Source organism: Nonomuraea sp. ATR24 (assembly GCF_041950485.1).
GTDB classification, from domain to species: domain Bacteria; phylum Actinomycetota; class Actinomycetes; order Streptosporangiales; family Streptosporangiaceae; genus Nonomuraea; species Nonomuraea ceibae.
This window is the reverse complement of the sequence record NZ_JBGNUU010000006.1, coordinates 149281-163872: the sequence shown is the minus strand read 5'-3', so window position 1 is coordinate 163872 and position 14592 is coordinate 149281. Positions and strand designations below refer to the sequence as shown.

15 protein-coding genes are annotated in these 14592 nt (G+C 71.3%); 8 read left to right on the top strand and 7 right to left on the bottom strand.

The annotated features are described in order from the left end of the window. Positions 1–29: 29 nt before the first annotated feature. The gene (locus ACBI99_RS17945; RefSeq protein WP_375072769.1) at positions 30–806 is read left to right on the top strand and encodes a MerR family transcriptional regulator; all 777 of its coding nucleotides are present in this window, start codon (positions 30–32) and stop codon (positions 804–806) included. Positions 807–846: 40 nt separating this feature from the next. Here ACBI99_RS17945 and ACBI99_RS17940 read toward each other — a convergent pair whose 3' ends face one another. Together ACBI99_RS17940 and ACBI99_RS17935 are read right to left on the bottom strand one after the other, a co-directional pair. After that, positions 847–1692, bottom strand: a complete 846-nt coding sequence (locus tag ACBI99_RS17940) for an MBL fold metallo-hydrolase (protein WP_375072768.1) — start codon at positions 1690–1692, stop codon at positions 847–849. A 49-nt stretch (positions 1693–1741) separates the two neighbouring features. Then, positions 1742–2416, bottom strand: coding sequence for a winged helix-turn-helix transcriptional regulator (locus ACBI99_RS17935; RefSeq protein WP_375072767.1), 675 nt, complete (start codon positions 2414–2416; stop codon positions 1742–1744). A gap of 107 nt (positions 2417–2523) precedes the next feature. Between ACBI99_RS17935 and ACBI99_RS17930 the strand changes: the two genes are divergently transcribed. After that, on the top strand, positions 2524–2931 hold the full coding sequence (locus ACBI99_RS17930; RefSeq protein WP_219509367.1) for a hypothetical protein: 408 nt from the start codon (positions 2524–2526) through the stop codon (positions 2929–2931). 173 nt (positions 2932–3104) lie between these two features. After that, a complete protein-coding gene (locus ACBI99_RS17925) occupies positions 3105–3902 on the top strand; it encodes an alpha/beta fold hydrolase (protein ID WP_219509366.1) in 798 nt (265 codons plus the stop codon). 176 nt (positions 3903–4078) lie between these two features. Here ACBI99_RS17925 and ACBI99_RS17920 read toward each other — a convergent pair whose 3' ends face one another. After that, positions 4079–4438, bottom strand: coding sequence for a helix-turn-helix transcriptional regulator (locus ACBI99_RS17920; RefSeq protein ID WP_219509365.1), 360 nt, complete (start codon positions 4436–4438; stop codon positions 4079–4081). A gap of 285 nt (positions 4439–4723) precedes the next feature. On the opposite strand from ACBI99_RS17920, the gene ACBI99_RS17915 reads away from it, so the two are divergent. After that, positions 4724–6109 (top strand): hypothetical protein, encoded by a 1386-nt coding sequence (locus ACBI99_RS17915; RefSeq protein WP_375072766.1) that lies wholly within the window; start codon positions 4724–4726, stop codon positions 6107–6109. Between the two features lie 16 nt (positions 6110–6125). Here the strand turns inward: ACBI99_RS17915 and ACBI99_RS17910 are convergent, their stop codons facing one another. The 3 genes from ACBI99_RS17910 to ACBI99_RS17900 are packed head-to-tail and all read right to left on the bottom strand — an operon-like array spanning position 6126 to position 8027. Next, the gene (locus ACBI99_RS17910; protein WP_246645897.1) at positions 6126–6473 is read right to left on the bottom strand and encodes a hypothetical protein; all 348 of its coding nucleotides are present in this window, start codon (positions 6471–6473) and stop codon (positions 6126–6128) included. Positions 6474–6528: 55 nt separating this feature from the next. Then, complete coding sequence (locus ACBI99_RS17905; protein WP_219509363.1) at positions 6529–7464, bottom strand: CU044_5270 family protein; 936 nt, start codon at positions 7462–7464, stop codon at positions 6529–6531. Next, the gene (locus ACBI99_RS17900) at positions 7464–8027 is read right to left on the bottom strand and encodes an RNA polymerase sigma factor (RefSeq protein ID WP_246645896.1); all 564 of its coding nucleotides are present in this window, start codon (positions 8025–8027) and stop codon (positions 7464–7466) included. The genes ACBI99_RS17905 and ACBI99_RS17900 overlap by 1 nt, the downstream gene beginning before the upstream one ends. Before the next feature lie 229 nt (positions 8028–8256). On the opposite strand from ACBI99_RS17900, the gene ACBI99_RS17895 reads away from it, so the two are divergent. The 4 genes from ACBI99_RS17895 (at position 8257) to ACBI99_RS17880 (ending at position 10924) form a co-directional block, all read left to right on the top strand. After that, entirely contained in the window at positions 8257–9333 is a 1077-nt protein-coding gene (locus tag ACBI99_RS17895) for a hypothetical protein (protein ID WP_375072765.1), read from the top strand. Positions 9334–9403: 70 nt separating this feature from the next. Further along, positions 9404–9994, top strand: coding sequence for a hypothetical protein (locus tag ACBI99_RS17890; RefSeq protein ID WP_375072764.1), 591 nt, complete (start codon positions 9404–9406; stop codon positions 9992–9994). Between the two features lie 39 nt (positions 9995–10033). Further along, positions 10034–10351, top strand: coding sequence for a hypothetical protein (locus tag ACBI99_RS17885; protein WP_219509359.1), 318 nt, complete (start codon positions 10034–10036; stop codon positions 10349–10351). Positions 10352–10474: 123 nt separating this feature from the next. Further along, positions 10475–10924, top strand: a complete 450-nt coding sequence (locus ACBI99_RS17880; protein WP_357589245.1) for a hypothetical protein — start codon at positions 10475–10477, stop codon at positions 10922–10924. Between the two features lie 32 nt (positions 10925–10956). Here ACBI99_RS17880 and dnaE read toward each other — a convergent pair whose 3' ends face one another. Then, on the bottom strand, positions 10957–14502 hold the full coding sequence (gene dnaE / locus ACBI99_RS17875; protein WP_375072763.1) for a DNA polymerase III subunit alpha: 3546 nt from the start codon (positions 14500–14502) through the stop codon (positions 10957–10959). Positions 14503–14592 lie beyond the last annotated feature (90 nt).

Here is a 14592-nt window from a genome sequence, read left to right as displayed (position 1 = left end):
CGGCCCGCCGCCGCCGGTACGCTGTGCCGATGGCGGACGGGCTCACGATCGGTCAGGCGGCGGCGTTCGTGGGCGTCACGATCAAGACCGTGCGGCACTATCACCGGCTCGGCCTGGTCGCGGAGCCGGAGCGGGACGGGTCGGGCTACCGGCGCTACCGGTCGACCGACCTGCTGCGGCTGGTCCAGGTCCGGACGCTGGCCGAGGCCGGTGTGCCGCTGGCCGAGATCGGTGACCTGCTCGACTCCGGCCCCGAGGAGTTCGCCGCGTCGCTGCACGACGTCGAGCGGCGGCTCACCCAGCGGATCGAGGACCTGACCGCGCGCCGCGACACGCTGCACCGGCTCGCCCACGGTGACCGGGCCCTGCTGCCCGACCGGGCCTGCGCGGTCCTGGAGCGGCTCGCCGAACTCGGCTTCGGCCCTGACTACGTGGCCGCCCAGCGGGAGGCCCTGCTGCTGGCCCGGGCACTCGTCCCGGAGATCTTCGAGAGCTTCCTGACCCGGCTCGAACACTCGCTTGACGATCCCGAGCTCGTCGAGCTGACCAGGCGCGGCGTCGATGCGATGTCCTGGGATCCCGGCGACCCGCGGATCGAGGAGCTGGCGTCCGCGCTGGCCGACAGGCTGCTGGCCGACCGCGCGCTGCTGGCTCCGCCGCCCGCGTCCCGGAGCCGGTCCGACGCCGCCATTCGGTACGGCCTGGTCAACCACCACCGGGAGGACGAAGCGCCGGGCATCGCCCGGTTGAACGCGCTGGTCGAGGCGAAACTACGCGCGGCGGGCATCGACGTCCCGCGTCAATGACCGGGGTTCGCGGTCGCCTGAGCACCGGAGCCGGCCGGGGTCACACCGCGACGAACGGCTCCGTCAGGTGCGGTGTCGCCAGGTGCAGCGTGGTGGCGGTCGCGCGGTCGAGCATGCGCTTCCTTGACCGCCTGGCCGCCCCGGGGTCGAGCTCGTGCGCGTAGGCGAGCTCGGGGTGGAGCACCTGGAGCGCGTGCACCAGGAGGTCGCCGGTGACGAGCACCAGCTCGCGCCCGTCGCCCACCACCACGCTCTGATGCCCGGGCGTGTGACCGGGCGTCGCGACGATGCGCCCGGCGCGCAGCCGCGTGTCCCCGTCGAGAAGCCGGAGCCGGCCGGCCGCCTCCAGCGGGTCGGTCAGGGTCTCGCGAAGCTGCGGGTTGAGCGCGTCCAGCGCCTCGAACTCGGCCCGCTGGAGCAGGTAGTCGGCATTCGGGAAGTACGGGCGACGGCCGCCGGGCGCGGGTGCGCCGTCCGCCGGCGGGACGGCCGCCTCGGTCACGACCGCCCACCCGACGTGGTCGGTGTGCAGATGCGTGAGCACCACGGTGTCGACCTCGGCCGGGTCGAGGCCCGCGGCCGCGAGTGACTCGGGGAGCCTGCCGGGCACGGGCGCCCACGAGCCGGCCGGGCTGTCCGCCGGGCCGATCCCGGCGTCCACGACGGTGAGGCCCTGGTCCCCGCGGATGGCGTACGCGCGGAACTGGAGCCGCCAGCGGCCCTCGGCGTCGACCGCGCCCGGGTCGTAGCGGTCGGCTTCGGCCCACTGGGCGGCCGTGGCCTCGGGGAAGGCCTCGGCACGCGGGGAGAAGAACGGACCCTCGGCGTCGGCCAGGGCGATGATCTCGGCCGAGCCGACCCGGAGGCGGGGAACACGCAGGGACATGGCCGCGATCCTGCCACGCGCTCCGCACGGGGCGGTCACCCGCACGTGATCACTGGGGACCGGGGAGCGGAGCCGGCTCGGGGAGCGGGAAGAGGCCGAGGAACCGTTCGACCAGGTCCAGGGGGCCGTCGATCACCAGGTCGCCGGCCTTCAGCGCGTCGGCGACGGGCAGACCCTCGTGCAGCAGCGCGGTCAGCGTGGCGGGATCGGTGCCGATGACCACGTCCGCGTGCTCCGCCTCCCCGCGGGCGGCGTCGAGCCGGCCGCCGGCGATCTCGACGCGGAAGCGCTGCTCGCCCAAGTTGAGGGCGATGACGGCGTCGAGCCCGGCCGCGGCTTCCGGGGCGAACAGCGCCCTGAAGGACAAGACCAGCGAGTCGACGCCGATCGCGGCGTCGTGCCGGAGCCTCGGCGAGCGGCTCGCCCAGCGGCCCAGGTGCCGGACGATCGGTTCGAGCTGCATGCCCCATTCGGTCAGGTCGTACACCCAGGAACCCGCCGGGGCGGGCAGCTTGCGCCGCTGCACGATGCCGGCCTCGGCCAGCTCGCGGAGTCGCTGGGTCAGCACGTCCGGGCTGACGCCCGGCAGGCCGGTACGCAGGTCGGTGAAGCGTTTGGGGCCGAGAAGCAGCTCGCGCACCACCAGCAGCGTCCACCGCTCCCCGATCAGGTCGAGCCCGTGCGACACCGCGCATCCGTCGTCGTACTTCCGCTTGCCCGCCATGCCCCGAGTCTAGCAGCCGTAGTTCTGAAACTTACCTCTCTAGTTGTTTTTCCCAATCAACTAGTTGTACGGTCCAACCACACGGTCACCGAAAGAGGAGAACGGACATGCCGCAGTTCATCATCGAAGCCCCCACCGGGGTTCGAGCCGACGCCAAGCAGAAGATGATGAAGCAGATCACCGAGGCGATCGACGCCGCCTACCGCATCCCCGACGTGCGGATCTGGCTCCGCGAGTACGCGCCCGACCAGGTGGCCCAGGACGGCCGGATCGCCGCCGAGCCGATCCGGCCGCTGTGCTTCCTCGAGGCGCCGGAGCTGTCCAGCCTGGACGCCAAGCGGAGCATGACCGAGAGGATCCATGCCGCGATCGCCGAGGCGTACCAGGGCCTCGCCAACACCGACGAGACGCTGATCCTGATGAACCACTACCCGCTCGAGAACGCCGGCTGGGCCGGCCGGCTCCAGTCCGACGACCAGGAAGCCGTGCGAGCGATCGCCCAGCTGAACGGCTGACCCGGACAGCTCTTCGACCGGTGCCGCAGCAGCCCGTGCCTGCCCGGGTGCGGCATGGACCGCTGCGCACCGCGCCGTCGAATACGCGAGCGCTCATCTGTTTGACTGCTACGCGAGCACTCGTTATCTTAGTGCTCACTTAACCAGCTCTCGCTAAAAGGACGGGTTCGATCATGCCTTTCATCTCCGCGCAGGACGCACGGGTGCACTACGAGGTCGACGGCCAGGGCCCCGGCCTGGTCCTGGTCCACGGCATGGGCGGCGACGCCGAGAAGGTCTTCGGCAACGTCTTCGGCCACTTCACCGCCACCCGGACCGTCGTCCGCCCCAACTTCAGCGGCAGCGGGCAGACCACCGACGACGGGCGCGAGCTGAGCGTGGACGGCATCACGGAGCAGATCACCGCGGCCGCCCGGGCGGCAGTGGACGGTCCGGTGGACCTGCTGGGGTTCTCTCTGGGCGCGGTCGCCGCGGCCGCCGTCGCCGCGCGCCACCCGGAGCTGGTCCGCAGGCTCGTCCTCGTCGCGGGCTGGCCGGACACCACCGGCCCCCGCGACCGCTTCTACTTCGAGACCGCGCGCAAGCTCCTGGACACCGACCGCGAGCTGTTCAAGCGCTTCTCCACCCTGACCGGCTTCGGCGCCGCCGCCCTGGACCGGTTCGGCCACGAGGGCCTGGCCTACTCGCTGGCCGACGCCTGGCCCCCGCCCGGCATCGGCCGCCAGGTCGACCTCGGGCTGAACGTGGACATCCGCCCGCTGCTGCCCGCCATCACCGCCCCCACCCTGGTGATCGGGTTCGCCGACGACAACATGATCCCGGTCGACGGCTCCCGCCGGCTGCACGCCGCCATCCGGGACAGCCGCCTCGTCGAGATCGAGGGGCAGGGCCACATGGACTGGTTCGCCGACCCGAGCCGGCTCATCGCGCTCACCCGCGACTTCATCGACGCCCCTCCCGGCACCCGGTGACGGACACCACCCCTGCGAAGGCCGCCGGGGACGTGATGCCGGCTCTTCCAACCGGGCCGAGTAGGACACCGAGATGGTGTGCGTCGCCAACCCGCCGGACGTCTACGCCGCCCATGTGGCCGCCTCGGCACCCGGCTAGGCACCGGCTGCCCGCTGGGCGACCCGGGCCGGGCAAGCTATCGGGGAGGATCGGGAGCCAGGCTTCCGTCGGGGGCGATGTGGTCGAAGATCTGGCCGATCAGCGTGACCACATGCGGGTCCTCCACCGCGTACAGCGTCCGGCGGCCGTCCCGGCTCGCGGTGATCAGCCCGGCCAGCCGGAGCTTGGCCAGGTGCTGGGAGACCGTGGCGATGCTGATGCCCGCGTGCCCGGCCAGCGTGCTGACGTCATAGGAGCCGTGGGTGATCAGCCACATCAGGTGCAGCCGTACCGGGCTGGCCAGCAGGGCGAACGTCCCGGCCGCCGCCCTCAGCTGCGCCGGGGGCGGCGACGGGCGCTCGGCTCCAGCTGAACCCGTGGTGGGAGAGGTCGACATCGTTCCTCCATTGTCCCGCGCCGAGGGCCCACCCCCTACATTTCGACACTTGCGCGACTTCCGAAATGTGTGGAGGATGGGGACACTCCGAAGGGGAGTAGTCCGCAACGCCCGCACGTCGACACGCTGAGAACCTCGCGTTCTCCGGTGGCGGGGACCGGTCACCGGCCGGTGGACGAGACCTTCGGCCACGCAGTCATGCCTGGCCGAGTCCTCCCCGCAGGTGCCCGGCCGGGTCCGTACACCGCCTGCACGCGGTGCCACCGGAAGGGACACCAGAGCATCATGAACACCTCGACGCTGCGGCTGCTGGCCGACGCCCGCTCCGCCAAAGCAGGCGGCGAGCAGGCGATGGCCGCCCGGCAGGGGGCCCGCGTGAGCGAGCTCGTGACCTGGGCGCGCACCCACTCCCCCTACTACCGGCGCCTGTACCGGGACCTGCCGGCCGACGCGGCCGACCTGGCGCTGCTGCCGCCCACCGGCAAGCGCGAGCTGATGGCCGCTTTCGACGACTGGGTCACCGACCCGGCCGTCACCCTGGCACAGGCACGAGCCTTCGCCGACGACCCGGCGCGCATCGGCCGGCCGTTCGCCGGCCGATACACCCTGTCCACCACCTCCGGCACCACCGGCACGCACGGCATCTTCCTCCAGGACGCCCGCGCGACGGCGGTGACCTCCGCGATGATGGCGCGGCTGCTGACCGGCTCGCTGAGCGTACGGGACGTGGCCCGCATCGCGCGGGGCGGCGGCCGGGTGGCGCTGGTGATACCCGAAGGCGGGCATTTCGCCTCCACCGTGGCCGCCGCCCGGCTACGCGGCAGCTCCCGCGTCGCCGCCTTCAGCGTGCACCAGCCGCTGCCGGATCTGGTGGCCGAGCTCAACGACTTCCGCCCAGCGGTGCTGGCCCCCTATGCCAGTGTCGGCGCCCTGCTGGCCGGCGAGGCGGAAGCCGGACGGCTGCGCATCAACCCGGCCCTGGTGATGCTCACCGCCGAAGGACTGCCCGTCGGCGAGTACGCGCGCGTCGCGGCCGCCCTGCGGGCGAAGGTACGGACCAGCTACGCCTGCAACGAGTGCCCCTTCCTGTCCTACGGCTGCTCGCAGAGCTGGATGCATCTCAACGCCGACTGGGCCGTCCTCGAACCCGTAGACGAGCAGTACCGGCCGGTGGCCCCGGGCGAGCCCTCGCACACCGTGCTGCTGACCAACCTGGCCAACCGCGTGCAGCCGATCCTGCGCTACGACCTCGGCGACAGCGTCCTGCTCCGGCCCGATCCGTGTCCGTGCGGCCGGGCCGGCCCGGCGGTCCGCGTCCAGGGCCGCGCCGCCGACCTGCTCACCTTCCCCGGCGCCGGGGACGAACAGGCGACGGTCACCCTCGCACCGCTGCCGCTGGCCACGCTGCTGGAGGCGGTGCCCGGCCTGGAACTGTTCCAGATCGTCCAGACCGCGCCGGCCACGCTGCGCGTCCGGCTGCACCCCGCCCACGCGACCCTCTGGCATCAGGCCGAGGTCCGCCTGCGCGACCTGCTGTCCCGCCACGGCCTCGGTCACGTACGGCTCGAACGCGGCAGCGAACCGATCCAGCACAGCCCGGGCGGCAAGGTACGCGCGGTCATCCCGTTCCCCGCCACTGGCGGGAACGCGGCCGGCTCCACACTCCCCTGACCGCCTCGGCCCGGGCTCAGCGCGGGGCCACGGCGCCCACGCGGGCCTGCAGCGCGTCCAGCACCTCGACATGCTCTGCCGGCACCGCCACGTCCAGCGTCAGGCTGCCGGCGGCGATGGAGAGGCCGAAGGTGAAGAAGGAGCAGCAGCCGTTCTCCCGGGCCGCCAGCTCGGCGGCCCGGGCGGCGTTGTCCGGGCTGAGGGCGAGCTCCAGGCGCAGCCGGGTGCGCTCCGGCCGTGCCACGCCCCGCACCGCGTCGGCGAACAGGGCGTCGAACTCGGCCACGCGAAGCGGCTGCTCGGCGCTTGGCAGGGTGCAGGAGGAAGGCACCCAGCCCAGGCCGGGGGCGAGGTCGTGGGTCATGCCTCGACGGTAGCCCTGTGGCCGGGCCCGTGTGCGACCCGGGATGCCGCCGTGGTCAGGAGCGGCGGCCGGGCTGGTCCACGATCGTGGCTTCCAGCTGCGCCGTCAGGCCCACCGTGCCCGCCTTGAAGGTCTCCTTACTGCCATCGGCCCACTCGTAGGTCCGATCCTGCAGCCGCGTCGAGTTGGTGCCCAAATACCGGAAGGTCTGCGGGTCCAGGACGAGATAGCTCCGTGCCTCGGCCTCGGTGATGCTGAACGCGACGCCTCGCCGTCCGTCGGCGACGGGCACATCCTGGGTCACCGTGATGCCCTTGATCGTGGGCAGCGCGCGGAAAAGCGCGGCCCGCACCTCGGGGGCGAGCCACTGCTCGGAGATGAGCTGGTTGATCTCCATGAAGAGCATCACCGGCGGGACGTGGCCGTTCAGCTCCTGCGGCCCCCGGCGGTCCTCGTCGAGGATGGCCGCCTTGATTTTGGCGATCACCCCCGGCGGGGTGACAGGCGGTTTGGCCAGCTCAGCCGGGTTGAAAATCGCGCCGCCTTGGAACATCAGCTTGCCGCCCTGGTACCAGGCCGACCGCTTGCCGTCCACGCTTGTCCACCGTTCCCAGGTGTCACGCTGGTCTCGGTCGACGTCCCCTTCGACCCCGGTCAGCTGCAGTTCCTTGGTGTAGAGCCACTGTCCGGGGCCCGGCGCGGGCATCGGATCGTCCTCGGCCGCACGGGCGGCGCGCTCGCCCAGCTCGGTCACGCTGGCCACCGGTGCCATGCCCGGCTCGTCCCTGAGCGTCACGACGGTCCCGCCGACGACCAGGGCCAGAGCCGCCGCCACCGCGATCCGCCAGCCGAACCTTCTCGTGCCGGACGAGGCCGACCTGCGTGTGGCCTCCGGTTCGTGGATCGCTGTCATCAGCCGCGCCTTGGCAGCAGTCGCGGCGTTGTCAGTCATCGCCGGGGTGTTCCGGCGAAACTCCTTCAGCACGTTCACTACAGCTCCTCATCCCCTAGCACTTTCCTGGCCTTCTTCCTCGCCCGGTGCAGCCGTGACCGCACAGTCCCCACAGAGATGTCCAGCGCCCGCGCCACCTCCTCGTACGACATGTCCTCCCACGCCACCAGCAGCAGCACGTCCCGATGACCTCGGGGCAACGACGCCAGCGCCCCCGCCAGCTCACGCTCCCTGCCCTGGGCCGTCACCCGGCGCGACACGGTGTCGGCCAGCGCCTCGGGCAGCGGGTCCACGCCGGTGCGGCTCAGCGCCCGCAGCAGCCGTTCCTCCTGCCGCCGGTGCCTGGCGATCAACGTCGTGGCGATCCCGTACAGCCACGGCCTGGCCAGCGCGCACGACGTGTCGTACGTGCCGCGCCTGCGGAAGGCCGCCAGGAACGTCTCGGCCACGATGTCATCGGCAGCCTGTGTGCCGAGCCGCCGGGCCGCGTACAGATGGATCTGCTTGGCGTAGCGATCGAACAGCGCGGCGAACTGCTCTGGGTCGTGCGCCGAACGACGGATCAGCTCTCCGTCGTCGATCTCGACCGTCTCAGCGCTCAACGCCTCTCCTTCGTGAGTGGGTGTTTCACCGTGCTGTCTCCCGAAGGGCGTCACCGGGTTCCCGATGCCGCGAAGCTCGACCTTAATAAGGGTTCCTAACCTGCGGACTGGATCAGATCGAGCTTTTTGCACCGAGGGCTTGCAGAGGAGTGCCGTCGCACTTACGCTCCGCGTTAAGTTAGGAAACTCTCCTAATGACCCCCCGACACCCCCCATGTCAGGAGCGTCGATGCTACCTGTGGTGTACGAACCCGCACGTCGCCGTCTGCTCGTGGCGGCCGGCGTCACCGCGCTCACCCTGGCCGCGCAGCCTGTCTGCGCTTCGGCCACCGTCACGACCGTGGACGTCTCCACCTCCGCCGGGCTGGTCGCCGCGCTGGCGGGCGCGCAGCCGGGGCAGACGATCCGGCTGGCGCCCGGCGAGTACCGGGGCGCCTTCGTGGCCGAGCGCGACGGCACCGCGTCCGCGCCGATCACGCTGACCGGGCCCGCCACCGCCGTGCTGGTCAACGACGGCCCGTCGGGACAGGCCCCCTCGTGCCCCGTCCCCGGCAACGGCTGGGACTCCGGCTACGGCCTGTGGCTCTACGGCGCGCCCCACTGGAAGCTGACCGGCTTCACCGTCAAGGACTCCAAGAAGGGAATCGTCCTCGACGACTCCCGGCACGTGACCATCGACGGCGTCCACGTTCATCACATCGAGGAGGAGGCCGTGCACTTCCGCAGGTCGTCCTCCGACGGGGTCGTCAAGAACTCCCGCATCGACAACACCGGCTCGGTCAAGCCCGGGTACGGCGAAGCCGTCTACATCGGCTCGGCCGGCTCCAACTGGTCCTGCCACGGCAACTCCGGCGGCGTGGACCGCAGCGACCGGGTGCAGGTGCTGGACAACGTCCTGGGGCCCGGCGTCGCCGCCGAGCACGTCGACGTCAAGGAGGGCACCCACGACGGCGTCATCCGGGGCAACACCTTCGACGGCCGGGGCCTGTCGGGGCAGAACTCGGCCGACTCCTGGATCGACGTGAAGGGCATCGGCTACCTGATCGAGGGCAACACCGGCACCTTCTCCTCGCCCGGTGTCCTCGCCAACGGCTACGAGACCCACAACCCGGCGACCAGCCCGTCGTTCGCCAACGGCTGCGGCAACGTGTGGCGGGGGAACCGCTCCGACCTGGGCGGCGTGGGCGCCTACGCCATCAGGATCACGTCCACCTCGAAGTGCCGGGCCCGCCCCAACGTGGTGCACTCCTCCAACACCGTCACCAACGCCGTCTCCGGGCTGACGAACATCCCCGTCACCCCCTGAACCCCGCATGGCCGGAGCACCGCTCCTGGTGAGGCAAGTTAGGGAAGGAGAGCAAAAGGGGGATCTTGGCGTGCGAGAGACACAGGATGAGCTCGTTCTGCGGCCCGATGCCAGGAAGGGGGCGATCTTCCTGGCCGCCGCACTGGTGGCCGCCGTGCTCATCGTCGCCGCCGTCCTGGCCGGCGACGCCCCGACGGTGTTCGCCCCGATCGTGGGCGCCTTCTTCGCCGTGCCGATCCTCCTGGGGATCTGCGCCTTCGTCCGGGCCCGGATCGTCCTGACGTCGCGGGAGATCGTCCTGCGAGGGCTGTTCTACCAGCGGCGCCGCTCACGGTCGCGCGTCGCGGAGGTGGTGCGGGCGACCCTCGTCGCGCCGCGGGGGTCGCCCGGCGACACCCTGTTCGTGCTCGACGCCGACCGCAGCCTGCTCATGCGGGTGCCCGCCGGCGGCTACGCGCGCGCGGACATCGACCGGCTGGTGAGCGCGCTCGGCGTGCCGTGCGGCGGCCCTGATCGCCCGGTCGACGCCGCCGAACTGGCCAGGACGTACCCGGGCCTGGTGTCCTGGCCCGAGCGCCATCCCTATCGGGTCGCGTTCGCCGTCGCCGGGGTCGTGCTCGCCGTCGTCATGACGGTGATCCTCGTGTCGGTCCTGGCGTGACCGGGCCGTTCACCGCGTGCCCGGCTCGTACAGGGCGGCGTGGGTCTCGATGAGCCTGTCGACGGCGGCGTCGAGCGCCTCCGGCGGGAGGGTGAAGGGAAGCCGCAGGTAGTGGCCCAGGGCGCCGTCGGGCGAGAAATGAAAGCCCGGGGTGAGGAAGAGATTGCGGGTGGCCGCGAGGGCGGCCAGCCGGCTGGAGTCGGCGTCGAGGAGTTCGAGCCACAGCGACAGGCCGCCCTGCGGGGTCCGGAAGCGGCACCACGGCAGCGCGGACAGGCGGGAGACCAGATGGTCGCGCTGGGCGCGCCGGCGGCCGACGATCGTCTCCTGGAACGAGGCCGGCGGCGCGACAAGTAGGAGTCCCCGGTCTCGATCTGCCTGGTCAGCGGCGGTGAGGACGTCACACTGATGTCTGCGGCCATCGGTCTTGACGTGCGCACCACGCGATGGCCGCCCAGCCCGCTGACGAAAGAGGTTCGCATGCGCCGCCGATCGTTCCAGACCCTGCTGACCGCCTCGGGCGCCGCCGCGCTGCTGGCGCTCACCCCGCTCACCGCCGACGCCGCGTCGTTCTCGGGCGGCAACTACGGGGCCTACGGGTTCGAGGGCCAGTACCCGACCGTCGGCGGCTGCGCCGGCACCTTCCGGCAGGTCGGGCCGACCAGAACCGCCGGCGGCATGGCCCTGAAATACTTCTACTCCGACCGGTGCGGCTCGTTCGCCCGCATCGAGAACTCCCGCACCAACTGCGCCGCCGTCCTGGAACGCTCCAATTCCGGCGCCGCCCGCGCCGACGGCTGGGTCTCGGAGACCGTCGACCCGGGCGTCACCTACGCCTACACGAAGATCGGCAACAACCTCCACGGCCGCGTCTCGCGGGCCCTGCTGGCGTGCGACGGCCACGTCCTGACGAGCACCAACTGGACCTGACCGCCGAAGCGCCACGACTCCGGGCCGCCGGGTCAGCCCTGCCAGATCGCTCCTGGGCCGAGCAGGGCCTTGACGTCGCTGTAGAAGGCCGGCTCCGGGGCGACCCGGAAGGGCTGCAGGTTCAGCAGCAGCCCTTTGGCGCCCTGGCGGTGCAGGCGGACGTGGACGGGGGCGCGGCCGGGATGGGCGGACAGGATGTGCTTGAGCTCCGAGACGACGCGCGCGTTCAGGCGGCTCTCCTGGATCGAGAGCACCACGGGCGGCTCGGCGTTCGCGTGTGACACGTCGAGGACCTTGATCTCCTCGCCGTACACGCTCAGCGTCTCGTCGCGGACGTTGACCCGTCCCCGTACGGAGATCACCCGGTCCTCGGCCAGCGCTTCGCCGTACAGGGTGTAGGTCTTGGGGAAGACGAGGCACTCGACGGCGGCGTCGTGGTCCTCGAGGGTGACGATCGCCCAGGGGCTGCCCTGTTTGGTGATCTTGCGTTGCAGGCCGGAGACGATGCCGCTGATGCGGACGGGCGCGTCCTGCCGGCCGGAGGCCTGCAGCTCGGCGATGGTGGTGTCGCGGTTGGCGTCGAGGACGTGTTCGGCGCCGTCGAGCGGATGGCTGCTGACGTACAGGCCGAGCATCTCGCGTTCGAAGGCGAGCAGGGTGGCGCGGTCCCACTCGCCCTCCGGGATCGTGGTCGAGAACGCGCTGCTCCGGCCCGGCTCGCCGAACAGCGAGTCCTGGCCGTGGGCCTCGTTGCGCTTGAGGTCGACGACCGCGTCGACGGCCTGCTCGTGCACCGCGACGAGGGCCTGGCGGTGATGGCCCAGGCTGTCGAAGGCGCCGGCCTTGGCCAGCGACTCGATGACGCGCTTGTTGCAGACGACGGCGGGGACCTTGGTGAGGAAGTCGTTGAAGTCGGTGTACTGGCCCTTGGCCTCCCGCGCGGTGACGATCGCGTCCACGACGCCCGTGCCCACGTTGCGGACGGCTCCCAGGCCGAAGCGGATGTCGGCGCCGACCGCGGCGAAGTCCTGCCGGCTGGCGTTGACGTCCGGGGGCAGCACCTTGATGCCCGCGCGCCGGCAGTCGGCCAGGTAGACGGCCATCTTGTCCTTGTCGTCGCCGACGGAGGTGAGCAGCGCCGCCAGGTATTCACACGGGTGGTTGGCCTTGAGGTAGGCGGTCCAGTAGGAGACGAGGCCGTAGCCGGCGGTGTGCGACTTGTTGAAGCCGTAGCCGCTGAACGGCACCAGGACGTCCCACACCGCCTTGACGGCCTCCTCGGAGAAGCCCCGCCCGCGCATGCCCGCCGAGAAGCGGTCCCATTCGGCGTCCAGGACCTCCTTCTTCTTCTTGCCCATGGCCCGGCGCAGCATGTCGGCGGCGCCGAGTGAGTAGCCGGCGAGCTGCTGGGCGATGGCCATCACCTGCTCCTGGAAGACCACCAGGTGGTACGTGTCGCCCAGGATGGGCTCCAGCGCCTCCTCCAGCTCGGGGTGGATCGGCTCGACCGGTTGCCTGCCGGTCTTGCGCAGCGCGTAGTTGGTGTGGGCGTTCATCTCCATCGGGCCGGGCCGGTACAGCGCGTTCACCGCGGCGATGTCGGTGAACGTGGTCGGCTGCATCAGCTTCAGCAGCACCCGCATGCCGCCGCTGTCGAGCTGGAAGACGCCGAGCGTGTCGCCGCGGGCCAGCAGCTCGTACGTCGCGGCGTCGTCGAGCGGGATCTCCAGGACGTCCAGCTCGACGCCCTTGTTGGCGCGGACGTTCGCGATGGCGTCGCCGATGACGGTGAGGTTGCGCAGGCCGAGGAAGTCCATCTTCAGCAGGCCCATCTCCTCGGCCTGGGTGAAGGGGAAGCCGGTGATGACGGGCCCGTCCGTCTTCGGCTTGACCAGGGGGATCACGTCGATGAGCGGCTCGCTGGAGAGGATCACACCGGCGGCGTGGATGCCGGTCCCCCGGGTCAGGCCCTCGATGCCGGTGGCGGCGTCGATCACCCTGGTGACGTCGGGGTCCTGCTCGTACATCTGGCGCAGCTCGGCGGCCTCGCCGTAGCGGGGGTGGCCGGGGTCGTGGATGGCGGCCAGCGGGATCTCCTTGCCGCCGTCCGCCGCCGGGAACGCCTTGGTGATGCGGTCGCCGAGCGCGTACGGCAGGCCCAGCACCCGGCACGAGTCCTTGATGGCGGCCTTGGCCTTGATGGTGCCGAACGTGACGATCTGGCAGACCCGGTCCTCGCCGTACCTGCGGGTGACGTAGTCGATCATCTCGTCCCGCCGGCGGTCGTCGAAGTCGAGGTCGACGTCCGGCATGGAGACGCGCTCGGGGTTGAGGAAGCGTTCGAAGATCAGTTTGTGCTCGATCGGGTCCAGCTGGGTGATGCCGGTGCAGTAGGCGACCATCGAGCCGGTGGCCGAGCCCCGGCCGGGGCCCAGGCCGATGCCGTGCTCGCGGGCGTACCGGCAGATGTCGGCGACGACCAGGAAGTAGCCGGGGAACCCCATCGCGTCGATGACCGACAGCTCGTAGTCGATCCGGTCCAGCACCTCCTGCGACGGCCGGCCGCCGTAGCGGCGGCGCGCCCCCTCCAGCGTCTCCTTGCGCAGCCAGCTCGACTCGCTCTCGCCTTCCGGTACGGGGAAGCGCGGCGTCAGGTCGCGGTGCGCGAACACCTCCCCGTAGTCGCCGACCCGCTCGGCGACCAGCAGCGTGTTGTCGCAGGCGCCCGGCACCTCGGCGTCCCACGACGCGCGCATCTCCTCGGCGGGCTTGACGTAGTAGCCGCTGCCGCTGAAGCGGAAGCGGTCGGGGTCGGCGAGCCGCTTGCCGGTGCCGACGCACAGCAGCGCGTCGTGGGCCTGGGCCTGGTTCTCCGTGACGTAGTGGGAGTCGTTGGTGGCCAGGGGCGGCAGGTCGAGCTCCTTGCCGAGCCTCAGCAGGTCGTCGCGGACCCGGCGCTCGATGGCGAGGCCGTGGTCCATCAGCTCCAGGAAGTAGTTGTCCGGGCCGAAGATGTCGCGGTAGCGGGCGGCGGCCGCGACGGCCTGGTCGTACTGGCCGAGCCGGAGCCTGGTCTGCACCTCGCCGGAGGGGCAGCCGGTCGTGGCGATGAGGTCCTGGCCGTGCTCGGCGAGCAGTTCGTCATCCATGCGCGGATATTTCTGGACGTGTCCTTCGAGCCAGGCCCGGGACTGCAACCGGAAGAGGTTACGCAGGCCCTGAGCACCGGCCGCCCACATCGTCATGTGCGTGTACAGACCGCGCCCGGAGACGTCCCCGCCCTCGCCGGTCTCGTCGTCGGAACGGCGCAGCGAGAGGTCGTCGCTGTAGTACACCGGCTTGCGGTGGTGCCTGGAGGCGGGGGCGACGTACGCCTCGATGCCGATGATCGGCTTGATGCCCGCCTTGCGCGCCTTCTGGTGGAACTCGTACGCCCCGTGCACGTTGCCGTGGTCGCTCATCGCCACGGCCGGCATGCCGAGCCGCGCCACCTCCTCCATCAGCAGGCCGACCTTGGCCGCGCCGTCGAGCATGCTGTACTCGGTGTGCACGTGGAGGTGCACGAAGGACCCCATCAATATCCACTCCCCCTGGTTGTAGGCTGCGGCGAAGACTCCGCATTCGACCCGAGAGGAAGCCGGGTTGTCCAACAACCGACACGCCGCCCG

What these genes read in the sequence shown, in the direction of transcription:
- ACBI99_RS17945 (WP_375072769.1), top strand. Translation starts at nt 30, where the DNA reads ATGGCGGACGGGCTCACGATCGGTCAGGCGGCGGCGTTCGTGGGCGTC.
- ACBI99_RS17940 (WP_375072768.1), bottom strand. Translation starts at nt 1,692, where the DNA reads ATGTCCCTGCGTGTTCCCCGCCTCCGGGTCGGCTCGGCCGAGATCATC.
- ACBI99_RS17935 (WP_375072767.1), bottom strand. Translation starts at nt 2,416, where the DNA reads ATGGCGGGCAAGCGGAAGTACGACGACGGATGCGCGGTGTCGCACGGG.
- ACBI99_RS17930 (WP_219509367.1), top strand. Translation starts at nt 2,524, where the DNA reads ATGCCGCAGTTCATCATCGAAGCCCCCACCGGGGTTCGAGCCGACGCC.
- ACBI99_RS17925 (WP_219509366.1), top strand. Translation starts at nt 3,105, where the DNA reads ATGCCTTTCATCTCCGCGCAGGACGCACGGGTGCACTACGAGGTCGAC.
- ACBI99_RS17920 (WP_219509365.1), bottom strand. Translation starts at nt 4,438, where the DNA reads ATGTCGACCTCTCCCACCACGGGTTCAGCTGGAGCCGAGCGCCCGTCG.
- ACBI99_RS17915 (WP_375072766.1), top strand. Translation starts at nt 4,724, where the DNA reads ATGAACACCTCGACGCTGCGGCTGCTGGCCGACGCCCGCTCCGCCAAA.
- ACBI99_RS17910 (WP_246645897.1), bottom strand. Translation starts at nt 6,473, where the DNA reads ATGACCCACGACCTCGCCCCCGGCCTGGGCTGGGTGCCTTCCTCCTGC.
- ACBI99_RS17895 (WP_375072765.1), top strand. Translation starts at nt 8,257, where the DNA reads ATGCTACCTGTGGTGTACGAACCCGCACGTCGCCGTCTGCTCGTGGCG.
- ACBI99_RS17880 (WP_357589245.1), top strand. Translation starts at nt 10,475, where the DNA reads ATGCGCCGCCGATCGTTCCAGACCCTGCTGACCGCCTCGGGCGCCGCC.